The 16,230-nt window shown below is 60.2% G+C and carries 9 protein-coding genes; 1 reads left to right on the top strand and 8 read right to left on the bottom strand.

Annotation, left to right across the window (positions count from 1 at the left end):
- From QZL63_RS00335 to QZL63_RS00310, 6 genes are all read right to left on the bottom strand, one after another.
- Positions 1–204 (bottom strand): hypothetical protein (locus tag QZL63_RS00335; RefSeq protein ID WP_290585127.1); only part of this gene is annotated, 204 nt, incomplete at its 3' end.
- Positions 205–269: 65 nt separating this feature from the next.
- A complete protein-coding gene (locus QZL63_RS00330; RefSeq protein ID WP_022307364.1) occupies positions 270–1,214 on the bottom strand; it encodes a BT_3044 domain-containing protein in 945 nt (314 codons plus the stop codon).
- A gap of 33 nt (positions 1,215–1,247) precedes the next feature.
- Positions 1,248–3,185: a RagB/SusD family nutrient uptake outer membrane protein gene (locus tag QZL63_RS00325; RefSeq protein ID WP_022307363.1), complete on the bottom strand. Its 1,938-nt coding sequence runs from the start codon at positions 3,183–3,185 to the stop codon at positions 1,248–1,250.
- Positions 3,186–3,198: 13 nt separating this feature from the next.
- Complete coding sequence (locus QZL63_RS00320) at positions 3,199–6,336, bottom strand: SusC/RagA family TonB-linked outer membrane protein (RefSeq protein ID WP_022307362.1); 3,138 nt, start codon at positions 6,334–6,336, stop codon at positions 3,199–3,201.
- Positions 6,337–6,341: 5 nt separating this feature from the next.
- Complete coding sequence (locus tag QZL63_RS00315) at positions 6,342–7,634, bottom strand: IPT/TIG domain-containing protein (RefSeq protein ID WP_290585114.1); 1,293 nt, start codon at positions 7,632–7,634, stop codon at positions 6,342–6,344.
- 106 nt (positions 7,635–7,740) lie between these two features.
- A complete protein-coding gene (locus QZL63_RS00310; RefSeq protein ID WP_022307360.1) occupies positions 7,741–9,615 on the bottom strand; it encodes a sodium:solute symporter family transporter in 1,875 nt (624 codons plus the stop codon).
- A gap of 452 nt (positions 9,616–10,067) precedes the next feature.
- Between QZL63_RS00310 and QZL63_RS00305 the strand changes: the two genes are divergently transcribed.
- The gene (locus QZL63_RS00305) at positions 10,068–12,263 is read left to right on the top strand and encodes a beta-L-arabinofuranosidase domain-containing protein (protein ID WP_290585098.1); all 2,196 of its coding nucleotides are present in this window, start codon (positions 10,068–10,070) and stop codon (positions 12,261–12,263) included.
- 206 nt (positions 12,264–12,469) lie between these two features.
- Here QZL63_RS00305 and QZL63_RS00300 read toward each other — a convergent pair whose 3' ends face one another.
- Both QZL63_RS00300 and mgtA read right to left on the bottom strand, forming a co-directional pair.
- The gene (locus tag QZL63_RS00300; protein ID WP_022307358.1) at positions 12,470–13,486 is read right to left on the bottom strand and encodes a hypothetical protein; all 1,017 of its coding nucleotides are present in this window, start codon (positions 13,484–13,486) and stop codon (positions 12,470–12,472) included.
- 3 nt (positions 13,487–13,489) lie between these two features.
- Positions 13,490–16,132 carry a magnesium-translocating P-type ATPase gene (mgtA, locus tag QZL63_RS00295; RefSeq protein ID WP_022307357.1) on the bottom strand — a complete coding sequence of 881 codons (2,643 nt, stop codon included), beginning with the start codon at positions 16,130–16,132 and terminating at the stop codon, positions 13,490–13,492.
- Positions 16,133–16,230: the final 98 nt, after the last annotated feature.

Genomic DNA, 16,230 nt, shown 5'->3' with positions numbered 1-16,230 from the left:
CGGAATGCCGAGCCGTTCGACGGCCGGTGTGAAGTTCTGCATCTGCGCCGCCTTCTCTTCGGGCGTAAGTCGGGAGATGAGATCCCGCACCCGTTCTTCGATCGGGAGCTCCGGATTGCGGAACGGAAACTCCTGGGCGCGAAGCAGGGGCGCGGAGCAGCACATCGAGAGTGCGAGGACCATTTTTGGGAAAAGCCGTTTCATATGCGTATTGTTTGTTTTGCGGAGAAAGAAGGAACCGTGTTTGGCGGTTCCTTCTTTCGGTTCGGTTATTTGGTCATGACTGTTTTCGTCCGCGACAGCGTCCCTTCCCACCGCATTTCGATCGGGTCTTCCGGATCGGTCTTGTCGATGTAGGTGTAGTAGGCATAGAATGTCGTGACGACGAATGATTTGTGTGAATTTTGCGAGTCTACGGTCCGTTCCACCAGAATCTTGTTCTTGGGATTCTTGGGATCGAAACTCGGTTCGTCACTGATGATCTCGATCAGATCGGGGTGTTCGGGCGTGAAGGTCAGCGTCGAGTCCGGATTGACCGTCATGTCGATCCGGTAGTTCTCGCGGTTTACGGCGTTTTCGGCTGTGTTCCCGGCGTAGAACGAAACGGTCGCCGGATCGACCACGCGCAGGGTCCGGCTCATGCGCACGTCCATATAGTCGCCCGTCGAGACTTCGCGGATGGTTCCCGAAAGCGAATAGGTCCCCGAGTATTCGTTCGACAGGATGACGTTCATCAGAATCGTGCTGTATTTCGGATCGCCGATCGAGAATTCGGAGACATTGACGATCGAAATCGGCAGGATGTAGTTCTTCTCCTTGTCGATCTTGTCGAGATAGAAGCGGATGGGGACATCGCTGTATTCCGTTCCGGCCCGTATGACGATCCCTTCGCCCTCGAACGAGTAGCACGTCTCGGGCAGCATCTCGTAGTAGAGGCTCCTGTCGTTGCGGTACTTCTCCCAGTTGTACCCGTTGAGCGTGTCGGGATTGACGGCTAGATCGACCCGTACGTCGCGGTCGAGCCGCGACGATCCATTGACAGCAACGGAGATGATCGTATCCTTGATCGGCGTGTTCACGTAGTTGAGTTCGTATTCGCGGAATCCGTTCTGGTTGATCAGCACGTGCTTGACGAAAATCTCGTCGGGCAGCCCCTCGTCACAGGCCGTGCACATGCCGATTGCGACGAACAAAGTTAATAATATCCTTTTCATGTTGTTGCTTTTTTATCGGGAATTCCGTAGGTGCTACCATCCCGGGTTCTGTGTGAGTTTCGTATTCCGCTGCAGTTCGGCGTCGCTGAACGGCCAGAGGTACATTTTGGCCATGAAGACTTTCGATATCTGCGTCGGGGTCGGCGTGTAGAACCGCTCCTTCTGCGTGCCGGATCCCTTCATATCGACGTTCAGGCCCATGATGGGTTCGTTTTCGTCGGTCTCGGCGTCTTTCCACCTGCGCACGTCGTAGTAGCGTATGCCCTCCATGAAGAACTCGATGCGGCGTTCGCGCTTGATCTTGTCGCGGAATGTGGCGACCGATTCGTATTCGGCATCCGAGAGGTCGGGCAGTCCGGCCCGGAAGCGGACCTGGCTGAATGCCTTGCGCATCTCGGCCACGTCGCGCCTGACCACGATGGGCTGGTCCGTGATGACGTTGTTGAACGTGTATTCGGCACCCTCCGGTATTTCGTTGAGCGCTTCGGCGTACCACAGCAGCACATCGGCATAACGGATTTCGGGCTGCGGCTTGTAGGTCGTGCGGCCTCCCGTGTCCCACGAATCGTCGGGGTTGTAGTATTTCCTGATACCGATTCCGGTCAGCGGATAGTTGTAGGGACGCGACAGCTGTTTGCCGTCCTGCCCGGCGCGGTAGTAGTTGCACCGGAAGTTCTGGAGCGACTGGTCCGCAGTGCCGTTCTCCCAGATGCAGCCGTTGTATGCGATCGAGGCGTAGAACCTCGGCTCCCGGTTGAGCCACATCCGGTGGCAGTCGCTCGGGACGAACGGGTCGTTCGTGGATCCGTCGGTGAATCCTTCGGTGTAATAGGGATACTCTTCGCTGGCCTGGTCCTTGTCCCGCCCGTCGCGCATGTAGTATGCATCCACCTGTTTGAGCGTGGCGGCCATGTCGTTGGCCCCCTTGTGCGAGTAGGGGAATGCGCGTCCGACGAAGAAGTTCACGTCGGCCGTGCCTCCCTGGCGCATGAATATGAACTCGTTGTTGAGCGTCAGCGGCGTCTCGCCGTTGAAGAGCTGTGCATAGGATTCGTAGGGGTCGATGTCGCCGGCGCCGTTCGGGAAGTTGGCTGTCGGGACATTGTCGGCCAGCGGCACCGTATCGTCGCTCTTCCTGACCGTGAACAGGGTGTAGAGGTTCATGTCGATCACCTCCTTGGCCGCAGCGGCCGCACGCGCCCATTTCGAGGCGTCGTACTCCTGGGGTATCAGCGTCCGGCCTTCGTTGTCCTTGAGGTTGAACAGGTCGGTGTTGCCGTTGAAAAGCGGCGAGGCTGCGTAGAGCAGCACTTTGGCCCGCAGGGCGAGTGCGGCTCCGCGGGTGGCGCGGCCGATCCAGGTCGAGGCGTACTCGGTGGGCAGTATTCGGGCCGCACGTTCCAGATCGGAGACGATGAAGTCCACGCATTCGTCCATGGAGGCTCGGGGAATGGCCAGTTCGTTGTAATCGAGCGATATGTCCTGCCCCTCGTCCGGTACGACCGGAACGGGCCCGTACTGCTTGAGCAGCGTGTAGTAGAAATAGGCCCTCAGGAAACGGGCTTCGCCCTCCATGTGTTCGCGTTCGGTCTGCGACACCTCGCGGCATTTGGCCACATTGTGAATGAAGATCGAGGCCGTCCGGATGCCGATGTACATCTTGGCGTATCGGTCCTCCCACAGCTGGTTGGAGGAGGAGTACTGACAGTTGTGGTATTTCTGACAGGCCTGCTCCGAGTCATTCCAGACCATTTCGTCCGAAGCGTAGAAGGTTCCGCCGCTGTTGAACGCCGGGGCGTCGGTCAGTGAACTGTATACGTTCCACAACCATTGTTTGGTCGTGGTCTCTTTCAGGAAGATCGAGTCGTATTGCTGCATGTCCCGGGTGTAGTTCTCGACGTCGAGAAAACTGCAACGCGCCGCGCTGAGCGCGAAGAGGGACAGGATGATGATGTTGCGTATCGTTTTCATGTTGTATATCGGGTTAGAAGCTGACGTTCAGGCCGAATGTGAAGGTTTTCTGAATCGGGTAGACGTTGCCGTTCACGCTGCCCTGTTCCGGATCCCACCAGTCGAACGGGGCCCAGCAGGCGAGGTTGTATCCGAGGAAATAGATCCGGGCCCGCTCCACCTTGAACTTGCGTGTGAAGGTCTGGGGCAGCGTGTAGCCCAGCTCGAGGTTCTTCAGACGCAGGAAGCGCCCGTCGCGCAGCCACCACGTGGACCATTTCTGGTTGTTCTCTCGCGCTCCGTAGGAGAGTCGCGGGAAGATGGCGTCCTGCCGCTCCGTGGCCGGAGTGCCGGATATCTCGCGCGAGATCCACCGGTTTCTCGGGTCGGCTACGGCGGAGAGCACGTTGCCGTATTCGCCCTCCGAGAAGGGGAACACGCTGTATCCCTCCAGGATGACGTCCGTCTTTCCGGTTCCCTGGAACAGGACGCTGAAATCGAATCCTTTCCATTGGGCGCTCAGTCCGAATCCGTAGACGAGTTCCGGGTTTTTCGTGTTGCCGATCGGTACGATGTCGTCGTCGTTGATCATGCCGTCGCCGTTGATATCCTTGTATTTGATGTCTCCGGGCATCAGCTCCAGGTCGTACTGGCTCGGACTGCTGGCGATTTCCGCCTCGTCCTTGAAGAGTCCCAGGGCGATGAGGCCCTTGTTCTGGCTCCACTTGTAGCCCTGCGTCATGCGGTACCACAGGGCGTTGGCCGCTTCATCGTAGCGGAGCACCTTCGTGTGCGCATAGGTCAGGTTGCCCCGGAGCGTGAAGACGAAATCCTTCCCGATCGGCTGTGTGAATCCGAAGTTCCCGTCGATGCCCTCCGACTGCATGGCTCCGACGTTTCCCCACGGGTTCTGGTTGTCCGTATCGCTGATGGCGAGCAGGCCGACCGTTCCGGGCAGGTAGGCCCGTCGCATGAAGATGTCGTCGCGGTTGTCGCGGTAGATGTCCACCGTCAGGTCGAACCGGTCGGCGATCTTCAGGTCCAGTCCCAGGTCCTGCTTCGTGGCGACTTCCCATGTCAGGCCGCTCGATCCCATCAGGCCGATGCGGATGCCGCCCACCGAATTGGAGCCCTGGTTGCCGAAACTGATGCCCCCGCCTCCGACGACGGTCGTCAGATAGGGGAATCGGCCGCCGCTGATGCGGTCGTTTCCGACCTGTCCGTAGGAGTAGCGGATCTTCAGCAGGGTGAGCCACGGCAGGTTTTTCTTGATGAACTTCTCGTTCGAGATGACCCATCCCGCGGCGATTGCCGGGAAGAATCCGAACCGGTTTTCGGGCTCGAAGTTCTCGGATCCCGAGTATCCGAAGTTGAACTCCAGCAGGTAGCGGTCGTCGTATCCGTAGGTCACGCGCCCCGAGAGGGCCATGTTGCGCTGGGGGATGGTCTTGAATATCTGGTCGGTGGCCGATGTGTCGCCTACCGAGGCCATTTCCGAGTAGGACTGCATGTAGTAGAAGAGCAGTCCGCCGACGCGGTGTCTCCCGAACGTGCGGTCATAGCCGAGCTGGAGCTCTCCGTAGGCGCGCCGCCAGCCCGAGGTCGAGGTAGACTGGTGCAGGGTCTGCTCGTCGAATATCCGGGTCGTGATCAGGTCTCCGTTCATGTCCCTCACGCGTTCGGCCTTGTAGAGGGCCGGCCGTTTCAGCCGGTTGGTGCGCTGGTCGTTGAACCCGTCGTAGGAGAAGCGTCCCGAGAACTGGAGGCCTTCGGTGATGAACCCGAGATCCTGCTTGATCCCGACGTTCGTCTCCACCTTGTTTTCCCAGTAAGCCTGGTATCCCGTGTAGTTGAGCAGGACGTAGGGCGAGATCTCGTTGTTGTTCGATCCGTAGGTCGGGAGCTGTCCGTTCGAGTAGCGCAGCGGCACGGCGATCGGGGTCATGCGGCCGATCGACTGCCAGAAGTTGTCGTCCACGGCCAGGCCCGGATTGCGCTGGTCGGTGACCCACCCGCCGATACCGACCTCGAGGATCGTGCTTTTGGTGATGTTCACGTCGGTGTTGAGCCGGTAGTTGTAGCGGTTGTAGCCCGAACCGCGTCCGTACTCCTCCTTCAGGTTGTCGTTGTAGATGCCGTCCTGCTTGTAGTAGGATCCCGAGATGTAGTAGCGGGCCGTCGATCCGCCGCCGCTCAGGTTGAGCATGGCCTTGAACGTCGAGGTGTGGTCCTTGAGCAGGAGTTTCTGCCAATCGACATTGGGGTAGAGGTCCGGGTCGAGTCCGTATTTGATGATCTCCAACTCGTTGTCGCTGTATACTGGGTCCTGGTAGCGGGTCATGCGGGCTTCGTTGGCCAGGGCCGCATAGGTCCCGGCATCGACGAATTCGCGTTCGAAGGCCGAGGACGAGATGCCGTATTCGGTCTTGAAATTGATGTTCACCTTGCCCTCCTTGCCCCGCTTGGTGGTGATCAGTACGACGCCGTTGGCTCCGCGCTGTCCGTAGATCGCCGTGGCCGAGGCGTCCTTCAGCACGGAGAACGACTCGATGTCCTCGACGTTGATTTCGTTGAAGTCACGCTCGATTCCATCGACCAGAACGAGGGCCGACGAGTTGGCTCCGAAGGTCGATATGCCGCGGATCCAGAATTCCGAGGCGTCTTTTCCGGGCTCTCCCGACCGCTGTACGGCGATGATTCCCGGGACATTCCCGGCCAGCGAGTTGGAGATGTTTGCCGTCGGGACCTTCAGGTCCTCCATCTTCATCGAGGCGACGGCACCGACGACCGAGGCACGCTTCTGGTAGCCGGCTCCGACCACTACCACCTCTTCCATGGCGTTGGAGTCCTCCGCCATTTGTACGTCGATCGTGCTTTTGCTCACGATCGGAATCTCCTGGGTGGCATAACCCAGGTAACTGAACACGAGTGTTTCGTTCGCTCCGGTCCGGATCCGGTAATTCCCGTCGATGTCGGTGTTCGTGCCCAGTCCGGGCTGGTTCTTGACAATGACATTGACGCCGACCAGCGGCAGTCCGTCGGCATCGACGACCTTTCCCTGCACGACGTGCGAGGCCGATTTCTCGTGTCCCTGTGCGCAGGCCGCGTCGGGCCCCCACGCCCCGGTCAGAACGAAAAGGGCGAGAATGAATGAGTATAGATATCCTTTCATGGCGCTTATTCTACGGTGATTTTTACAATACGGTTGTTTTCCTTGTCCGCGACGTAGAGTACCGTTCCGTCGTCGCTGATGGCGATTCCGGTCGGGAACTGCAGCTGGGCCTGCAGCGGGTCGCCCTCGGTGTATCCCGGGGAGTTTGGCACTCCGGCGTAGGTCGTCACCGTGGCCTGCCCCTTGTTGTCCACGATGCGGCGGATGCAGTGGTTCCAGGTGTCGGCCAGAAAATAGTCTCCCTGCCGGCTGGCACACATCTGGTAGGGGGCGTTGATGCGGGTTTCGTCGCCCACGCCGTCCTGATATCCGGGCTGTCCGTCCACGCCGACCCATTGTGCGGGTTCGCCGAGGGTCTTCGTTTCGAAGTCGTACTCCATGCGCATGATGGCGGAGTGTGATCCGGGATTGTCGATGCAGAGGGCGTAGAGGTATTTGCCGTCGATGCTCCAGCAGAACGAGAAGTCCGTGTTCTGCTTGAAGGGCCGGGCCAGCTCTATCGAGGTTTCGCTTTCACGGTCATAACGCAGGACCGATCCGTTGTAATAGTTGTTCACGAAGAGTTCTCCGTCTACCGGATTGACGATCGAGGCATTGGATCCCGACCCTACGGAGTAGTTTTTCTGACGGACGAATCCGTCGGAGCGCAGCAGAAAGATCGTGGAGAGGTTCTGACTGCCGCCCTCCACCCCGATCAGGAGCGTGTCCCGGGTCAGTCCGAAGCTGACCGTACGGACGTTGTTGAATCCTGGGCCCCGCCAGGGGGTCGTGACGGTCTGGTTGATCAGATCGACCATGCGGAGCGCCTTGAAGTTGTCGCTTTCGAGGACGAAGAGTATTTTGTTCTCGTCGTCGAGCGCCAGGCGCATCGGACGGGAGAACTGTGCCTCCTTGAACGACCCGTCCACATCCTCCAGCCGCGAGCCGCCGCACAGCGTCGAGAGGTTCGACTTGAATTCGTAGAGAAACTCCTCCTCGAACGAAGCCTCCTGCATTTCATCGCCCTCGCCGATCGTGACGGTGACGTGCCCCGTATCGGCACGGGCCGGAACGATCGCATAGATCCGGTTGCCCTTGGCGCTGATGACCCGGGCCTCCCGGTTTTCGTTGTTGGCAATGCGCACCCGGATTTTCGAGGCGTCGTATCCGAAGTTTTCACCCCGGATGATAAGTTGTGTTCCCACGCCCCCTTCATGCGGCGAGAAACTTTCGAGTACGATCGGTTTCCGCGGGTCGTAGGCTGCTCTTTCCGACGATTCATCGGAACATCCCGAGAGCAGGAGAAGCAGGACGAGCATTTCCTCCCCCCCCCTCGTGAAAAGTGCCCGAATGGCAGGTAAGTTGCAGATTTTCATTTGTTTTTTGTTTTAAGTGGTTCGTTTTTGATGTTGTTTCGTGCGGGATCTACCAGAAGAGTGCGTATATCGCGGTGAGGATGACGACGATTCCCCAGGCTGCAACCGTAAGCCCCGGGGAGAATGCGAATGTATCCCGGTCCGTCGTATAGGCGCGGCGGCTCTTTGTCGGGCTTGCGGCGTTGGTCCATACGATCAGGGCGATGAATCCGAGCAGCGTGCCGAGCATGAAGATCGCGTCGAAATGGTAACGCGCCCAGCACTTCCCGAATGCGGCTCCTGCGGCGATCGAGGCTGCAGCCAGGAGGGTCAGTATCCGGGCTGCCCGTTTCGTGCGTCTGTCGGCATTTTCCGTCCGGTCTCCGTCCGGGACCGATTCGCTGCGGTCGAGTAGCGAAAGAGTTACGGCTATGATTACCAGTATGATGAATGCGTATCCCATCCGGAGGACGAATCCCATTTCGGGGTATGCGAACTTGAGCGCGATTCCTACGGGAATGGTCAGGATCGAGGTCCAGAGTGCGGCTCGGTTCGTTGCCTTCTTCCACAACAGCCCCATGCCGAATACGACGGTGACCCCCGGATAGACATAGCCCGAATACTCCTGGATGTACTGGAACGCCTGGTCGAGTCCGCCCAGCAGCGGCTTGACGGCTGCCATGGCGATAAGCAGCGCACAGAAGGCGACGATGCGCCCCACCTTCACCAACTGCCTTTCCGAGGCCTGCGGCGCGATGTGCCGTTTGTAGATGTCCATGGTGAAGATGGTCGAGGTGCTGTTGAGCATGCTGGCCAGCGAGGATACGATGGCTGCGACCAGTGCCGCGAAGGCCACGCCCTTGATGCCCGTGGGCGTGAAGTTCTTCAGCAGCCAGGGATAGGCGCTGTCGGCCGTGGTGATCGTGTCCCCGATGCCCTCGACCAGATGCGGGTTGCGGAAGAGGACATAGGCTGTGATTCCGGGGATGACGACGATCAGCGGAATGAGTATTTTCAGGTATCCGGCAAACAGCAGTCCCTTCTTGGCTTCATGGAGCGAGCGGGCGGCCAGTCCTTTCTGGATGATATACTGGTTGAATCCCCAGAATCCGATGTTGGTCACCCAGATCGATCCGAGCAGCAGGGAGAGTCCCGGCAGGTCCTTCGATATGTCGAATCGCTGTCCCGAGGCGGGATCCGCAACGATCGTTCCGTCGGGGATGATCATGTTGAGGTGGTAGTCGCCCTGTGTGCCGCGGATCGTGTCGAAAACGTGCTGCAGTCCGGCCCATGCACTCCCGTCTGCCATGACCGACGTTGAGGGGTCGGCCGATTTGAGTGCGAAGTAGACGGCGATGAGCCCTCCTCCCACCAGAAAGACCACCTGGATCACGTCGGTCCATACGACGGCTTTCAGCCCGCCGTAGATGGAGTAGACGCCCGAAAAGAGCAGCAGTCCGACGACTCCCCACATCATCGGTATGCCGAGCACCTGGTTCATGGCAAGCGCCCCGAGCCATGCCACCGACGTGAGATTGACGAACAGGTAGAGCATGAGGAAGAAGATCGAGAAGGCCATGCCGACCCCGCTGCCGTACCGCTCGTTGAGCAGCTGCGGCATCGTGTAGATCCGCTTCCTGATCATGATCGGCAGCAGGTATTTCGCCACGATGATGAGCGATGCCGCTGCGATCCATTCGTAGGCGGCGATTCCGATTCCGATCCGGAATCCCGATCCGGACATGCCGATGAACTGTTCCGCCGAGATGTTCGCTGCGATCAGCGAAGCACCGATGGCCCACCAGGAGAGGTTCCTGCCCGCCAGAAAATAGTCCGAGGAGCTTTTCTCCCGGCCCGAACGGGATACGAACAGCCCGATTGCGACGATGATCAGGGCATATGTGCCGAAGACGATGTAATCGGCTGTTTGAAATCCGATGTCCATTGTATGCGTAGTGTTAGGATTGGTATACAAAAATACGATTCGAATGAAAGCCAATCCCGTGTAATTTTTGCCGATGATTGTGTGATATTTGCAAAAATGGACCTTGCTGCGTATTTCCCGATATTTTATGTCGCCTGTCAGACCTCATGTTGTCCGTTTGGTCCGGTTTCTTGTTTGTTTCGACAACACGCGGTGCGAATATTGCACAACAATTTGCAAATTCCGTGGAAGATCGGATTGCGGAAAAATCCCAACTTTGTCATGTCCTGCCGGTTGCGGCAGAGTACCTTTTTTAACTATATAAACACAAGCCGATGAACCGTCACTGTTTGTTGCAACTTGCCGCTGTCGTATTTTTGATGGCGCCGCATGCCGCCGAAGCGAAAAAGGGGACAGGGCCGATCCGGTGCGAACCGCATGTCCGGGTTGTTCCGAAAGTGTGCCCGGCCCCTTTGCACGCTGTCCGGATCACGGGCGGCCCGTTCCTCCATGCCCAGGAGATGGACCGCCGCTGGCTCCTGTCGATGGACCCCGACCGTTTTCTTTCGGGTTTCCGCTCCGAGGCGGGGTTGGAGACAGCCGTTCCCCGATACGGCGGGTGGGAGAACTCCGGGGCTTCGGGCCATGCTTTCGGACACTATCTTTCGGCCCTGGCGATGATGTATGCATCGACGGGCGACTCCGTGTGCCTGAGTCGGATCAACTATTGCGTCGATGCCCTTTCCGAGTGTCAGGAACGGGAGGGCACCGGTCTGTTGGCGGGCTTCGAGCGGAGCCGGGACTTGTTTGCCGAACTCTCCCGCGGCGACATCCGTTCCCAGGGTTTCGACCTCAACGGAGGCTGGGTGCCGTTCTATACCCTGCACAAGGAGTTTGCCGGTCTGGTCGATATCTGCCGGTATACGCCCAACACGAAGGCCCTGACCGTGCTGGTCCGCTTTGCCGACTGGCTCGATGATCTGGTCTCCGGGCTCTCCGACGAGCAGATGGCGCGGATCCTGGTTTGCGAACACGGAGGCATGACCGGGGCGCTGTCCGACGTCTACGTGCTGACCGGCGACCGAAGATACCTCGATCTCGCACGGCGTTTCGACCACGAGGAGATCCTGCGTCCGCTAGCCGCCGGCCGGGACTCGCTGCCGGGCAAACACGCCAATACCCAGATCCCGAAGATCGTGGGGGCGATCCGCGAATACGAATGTTCGGGCGAGGAGCGCTACCGCCGCATTGCCTCGTTCTTTTGGGAGCGGGTCGTCGGCCACCACTCCTATGTGATCGGCGGGAACAGCGAAAACGAACACTTCGGCGCTCCGGACATGCTGGCGACCCGGCTCTCGGAGGGAACCTGCGAGACCTGCAATACCTACAACATGCTCAAACTGACGCGCCATCTCTTTCAGTACGATCCGGCGGCGCGTTATGCCGACTACTACGAGCGGGCGCTCTACAACCAGATCCTGCCGTCACAGAACCCCGACGACGGCATGGTCTGCTACATGTCTCCGCTGGGCTCCGGATGCCGCAAGACTTTCAGCCTGCCGTTCGATTCGTTCTGGTGCTGTGTCGGGTCGGGCATGGAGAACCATGCCCGTTACGGCGAGTTCATCTACTTCTTCGGAGGTGACGACAACCTCTTCGTGAATCTGTATGTCCCTTCGACTCTCGACTGGCAGTCGCGGGGGATCCGGCTGGAGCAGCAGACCGAATTTCCCCGCTCCGACGAGATCCGTTTCCGGATCTCGGCTCAGGCCCCCGAGCGCTTCGTGCTGCACCTGCGGTGTCCGTCGTGGGCTGCAGGCCATGAGGTCGCAGTCAATGGCCGGACCGTGCGGGTGGAGCCTGCGGCGGCCGGATACCTTGCCATCGACCGCAGATGGCGCGACGGAGACGAGGTCCGGCTTACGCTGAGACGGACCCTGCGTTCGGAGGCTGTCCCGGGCGATTCGACCCTGCGGGCCTATCTCTACGGGCCGGTGGTGCTCAGCACCGTATTGGATGACAGGGAGGAGATTCCGGTGCTGGTGACCGACCGGGTTACGGATGCCCCGTCTCTGGTCCGGTGCACGGATGCCGCGAAACTCCGTTTCGAAACCCGTACGGCGCAGCCCGTGCAGAAGGAGCTGATCCCCTATTTCGAGGTCGGCGGCCGTCGCATGATGGTCTATTTCCGCCACCTGCCCACGGCGACATGGCAGGACCGGTTGGCGGCCCTGCGGATGCAGGAGGACCGAGAGGCGTGGCTGCGCGAACGGACCGTGTCGCAGTTCACACCCGGCGAGATGCAGCCCGAGCGGGACCACGACTTCCGCGGCACGAATACCCAACCCCATGAGTTCGAGGGTCGGAAGTACCGGGAAACCCTCGGCGGGTGGTTCTCGTTCGACATGGCCGTCGATCCCGGACAGCCCAATACGCTCTATTGCACCTATTGGGGCAACCGCTTCTACAACCACTCGTTCGACATCGAGGTGGACGGCGTGAAGATCGGTTTCGAGAACATCCACAACTGGGGAGCCCGTTACGTGGAGCGGAGTTATCCGATTCCTGCCGAGCTGACCTCGGGCCGGGAGAAGGTGACCGTGACGTTGCGGGCCATCCGCGAGGATGCGGTGGCCGGGCCCCTGTTCGATTGCCGGATCATGCGGTAGCGGCTGCTCCTGACCGGTCATGCTCCGGTCCCGCCGTGGTCCCCTTCCGCATCCCCGGTTACGGGGCGCCCTGCCGCACCGGATAATCGGAAAACGCCCTAAGCCGTGCATCGGCCGATGCACGGCTTAGGGCCTTTTCCGATTATCCGGTGCGGCAGGTCGCACCTGCCGATACCGCAGTACCTCCGTATCCGACAGCTGGACGCTTACAGCTCGATGCCCAGCCGCAGCAGGGCGACGGAGCGCAGCGACGGGCCGCTGCCGATCAGGTGCAGTGCCGGCTGCAGGCTGACGTGCGGCGAAAGTGCCGCCCTGCAGGTCAGTTCCGCGGCTTGCTCGGCGATTCCGCGGAACAGGGCCCGGTTGGTGAATGCACCGATCTGTACTTTCCCGATCTGCATGTGCACACCCGCTCCCGCGTACATGCGGCACCATGCGGTGTTCTCGGGCAGGCTGACCGAACATTGCACAAGCAGGTACAAGTCCTGTGTCACCCGTTGTTCGGCGTATCCCCAAATTGCTCCGCTCACCTCCCGCGTTTTCGTCTGCCCCTCGCGGCAAGGAGCACTGCCGTATAAAACACCGCCCAAATGATAACTGCTCCCATGGTTTCGATAAGCCGTTGAGGCGATTCCGCACAGCCCGTCCGCTGCGGGACGGAACCGGAACACGGAACTGCGCCCGGTGAATGAGTCATATCCCTGTCCGTTGTATACCGAGGCCTGGAACTCCCACCGCTCCGTTTGGAAGACGTAGTGGATGCCGAGCGATGCGAGCGGGTAGTTGGCGATCGGGTAGTTGGCCGACACGGTCGGAAAGAGCCCGCACGAGCTGTTCGTGAAGAACGACGTGACGGGCGAGGTGAAGTAGTCCTCGTTCACGTTGCGGATTCCGACCGAGAGCTGCGACCGTCCCCGACTCCACGTCACGCACGCCACGGCCGGAGCCAGGGGCGTATCCTCCTCCTCGATGTTCGAGAAGCCCTGCAGGTCGTCGATCAGCCGTCCCTCGCGCGTCCTGGCGATGCTGATCGTGGCGATATCGAGCCGGAACCGGCTGCCCAGCGGCTGCGAAAACTCCAGCCGCAGCATGTTCACCCAGTTCCAGTCCCGGAAGTCCGACTGCAGTTCGCCTGCATACGCTGCCCCGACCTGTGTCCGGGCCGCGAGGCAGCACCCGGCGTACAATACCCCGAGAAGGATCATGCATACCGTTCTCTTCATACATCACAGCCACGAGTTGAAGCGTTTGACATACCGGTTCTTTATGGCCTGCGTCAGCACGCAGTAGGCCGTCAGCGTGGCCGCCAGCCACGGGAAGTAGCTCCACGGCAGCGCCACCAGTCCGATCGACGCTCCGAACGGTGTGAAGGGGATCACAATGCCGAAGGCCATGATCGTGAAGGTCATTGCCATCACGGGCCACGATGCGCGGCTCTGGAAGAAGGGGATCTTGCGCGTGCGGATCATGTGTACGATGAGCGTCTGCGACAGCAGCCCCTCGACGAACCACCCCGACTGGAAGAGCGCCTGCATCTCCGCCGACTGGCATTTGAAGAGATACCACATCAGCAGGTAGGTCGTCAGGTCGAAGATCGAGCTGATCGGCCCGATCCAGATCATGAAACGGCTCAGCCCCGAGGCGTCCCACTTGCGCGGTTTGCGCAGGTATTCGGCATCCATGCGGTCGAAGGGGATCGTTGTCTGCGAGATGTCGTACAGGAGGTTCTGCACCAGCAGGTGGATGGGCATCATCGGCAGGAACGGCAGGAAGGCGCTGGCCGCCATCACGCTGAACATGTTGCCGAAGTTCGAACTGGCCGTCATTTTGATGTACTTGACGATGTTGCCGAAGGTCCGGCGCCCCTCGACAACCCCCTCCTTGAGTACCATCAGATCCTTCTCGAGCAGGATGATGTCGGCGCTCTCCTTGGCGATGTCCACGGCCGAATCGACCGATATGCCGATGTCCGACTGACGCAGGGCTGCCGCGTCGTTGATGCCGTCTCCGAGGAATCCCACCGTATGCTGTGCCTCCTGCAGCAGGGTGATGATCTGCGTCTTCTGCAGTGGTGTGACCTTCGAGAAGACCGAAGCCTCCTGTACGGCTCGGCGCAGCTCCTCGCCCTCCAGCTCCTCGAGTTCGCGGCCGGTGAGGGCCTTGCCCGTGATGCCCACCTGGCGCGCGACGGTGCGCACCACGGCGTCGTTGTCGCCCGAGAGCACCTTCACCTCGATGCCGTAGTTCTGCAACTGCCGGATGGCGCTCTCAGCCGAGGGCTTCGGCGGATCGAGGAAGGCGAGGAAGCCGATGAGCACCATGTCGCGCTCGTCCCCGACCGAGAAGTTGTCCTCCTTGCCGAGGAAACTGCGGTGGGCGACGGCCAGCACGCGCAGCCCCTGGTGGTTCATCCGTTCGCAGATCGCCTTTGCCGTCGCAATCCGCTCGGGGGTGAGCTCCCGCACGGCGCCGCCCTCCTCGGTGTGCGAGCAGATCTCGAGCATCTCCTCCACGGCCCCCTTGGTGACGATCTGCCGCTTGCCCGTGCGGTCCTCGACGACCACCGACATGCGGCGGCGCGTGAAGTCGAACGGAATCTCGTCCACCTTGCGGTAGTCGTCCTTCATCGACTCCAGCTCCAGCTCCCGGACGTGGGCGAGGATGGCCCGGTCCATGAGGTTCTTCAGTCCCGTCTGGAAGAAGCTGTTGAAGTAGGCGTGGCGGAGGATGCGCCTGCTGTCGTCGGCGCTGCCGTCGGCGTTGATGTAGCGTTCGAGCACGATCTGGTCGCAGGTCAGCGTCCCGGTCTTGTCCGTGCAGAGAATGTTCATCGCCCCGAAGTTCTGGATCGCGTTCAGGTCCTTGACGATCACCTTCTTGCGCGACATGGCGACAGCACCCTTCGAGAGGTTTGCCGTGACGATCATCGGCAGCATCTCGGGCGTGAGTCCGACGGCCACCGACACGGCGAAGATGAAGGCCTCCAGCCAGTCGCCCTTGGTGATGCCATTGACCAGGAAGACGAACGGCACCATGATGAGCATGAAGCGGATGAGCAGCAGGCTCACCCGGGCGATGCCCCGGTCGAACGCCGTGGCCGCACGGTGGCCGACGATGGCCCGGGCGATCGTACCCAGGTAGGTGTTGTCTCCCGTTCCGAAGACGATGGCCGTGGCCGACCCGCTGATGACGTTCGACCCCATGTAGCAGATGTTGTCCAGCTCGACCACGCTTCCCCGGACATACTTCCGGCCCCGGGCGTCGGGCCGCTTCTCGATCGGCTCCGACTCGCCGGTCAGCGACGACTGGCTGACGAAGAGGTCCTTGGTCTCGATGACCCGCACGTCGGCCGGGATCATGTCCCCGGCGGCGAGCGTGACAATGTCGCCCGGCACGAGCTCCTCGATCGGGAGCTCCTCGACCTCGCGCCCTGCACGCTTCACCGAGCAGGTGTTCTTCACCATCTTCCTGAGCGCCTCGCTCGACCGGCTGGCCCGCCAGTCCTGGCAGAAGCGGATGATGACGCTCAGCAGGATCATCGTCGCAATGATCAGGATCGTCGTCCACTCCTTCTCCTCGGGGGCTGCCATCCAGACGTCGAGGACGTACGAGACGACGATCAGCAGGGTCAGAATCCCGATGAACGGATTGATGAACGCCCGGATGAACATCGTCACGGGGTTCTTCCGCCGTTCGTGCTCGACCTCGTTTCTGCCGTACTGCGCCTGACGGCGCTCCACCTCGTCGGACGAAAGCCCCGAGGGGGTCGTCCGGAAATACCCGTACACCGCGGCAAGCGGCTGTGTTGCTGCCAGGAATACCTTCTCGGCATCAAATGCGAACTGTGTCCGGCTTCTTTTTTTCCACATAACCGTCTGTTTTGAAAGGTTGTTGTCCGATTTTGTCGCCGCAAAAATGAAAAAAACGGCCCGGAAAGGCCGTTAGAAAGCGATTAGAACGGTATTAG

Origin of the sequence: Alistipes sp. CAG:268, assembly GCA_000434235.1 — a bacterium.
GTDB lineage: Bacteria > Bacteroidota > Bacteroidia > Bacteroidales > Rikenellaceae > Alistipes > Alistipes avistercoris.
The sequence above is the reverse complement of the archived record's forward strand: the minus strand, read 5'-3'. Positions and strand labels throughout refer to the sequence as shown.

What these genes read in the sequence shown, in the direction of transcription:
- QZL63_RS00330 (WP_022307364.1), bottom strand. Translation starts at nt 1,214, where the DNA reads ATGAAAAGGATATTATTAACTTTGTTCGTCGCAATCGGCATGTGCACG.
- QZL63_RS00325 (WP_022307363.1), bottom strand. Translation starts at nt 3,185, where the DNA reads ATGAAAACGATACGCAACATCATCATCCTGTCCCTCTTCGCGCTCAGC.
- QZL63_RS00320 (WP_022307362.1), bottom strand. Translation starts at nt 6,336, where the DNA reads ATGAAAGGATATCTATACTCATTCATTCTCGCCCTTTTCGTTCTGACC.
- QZL63_RS00315 (WP_290585114.1), bottom strand. Translation starts at nt 7,634, where the DNA reads ATGCTCGTCCTGCTTCTCCTGCTCTCGGGATGTTCCGATGAATCGTCG.
- QZL63_RS00310 (WP_022307360.1), bottom strand. Translation starts at nt 9,615, where the DNA reads ATGGACATCGGATTTCAAACAGCCGATTACATCGTCTTCGGCACATAT.
- QZL63_RS00300 (WP_022307358.1), bottom strand. Translation starts at nt 13,486, where the DNA reads ATGAAGAGAACGGTATGCATGATCCTTCTCGGGGTATTGTACGCCGGG.
- mgtA (WP_022307357.1), bottom strand. Translation starts at nt 16,132, where the DNA reads ATGTGGAAAAAAAGAAGCCGGACACAGTTCGCATTTGATGCCGAGAAG.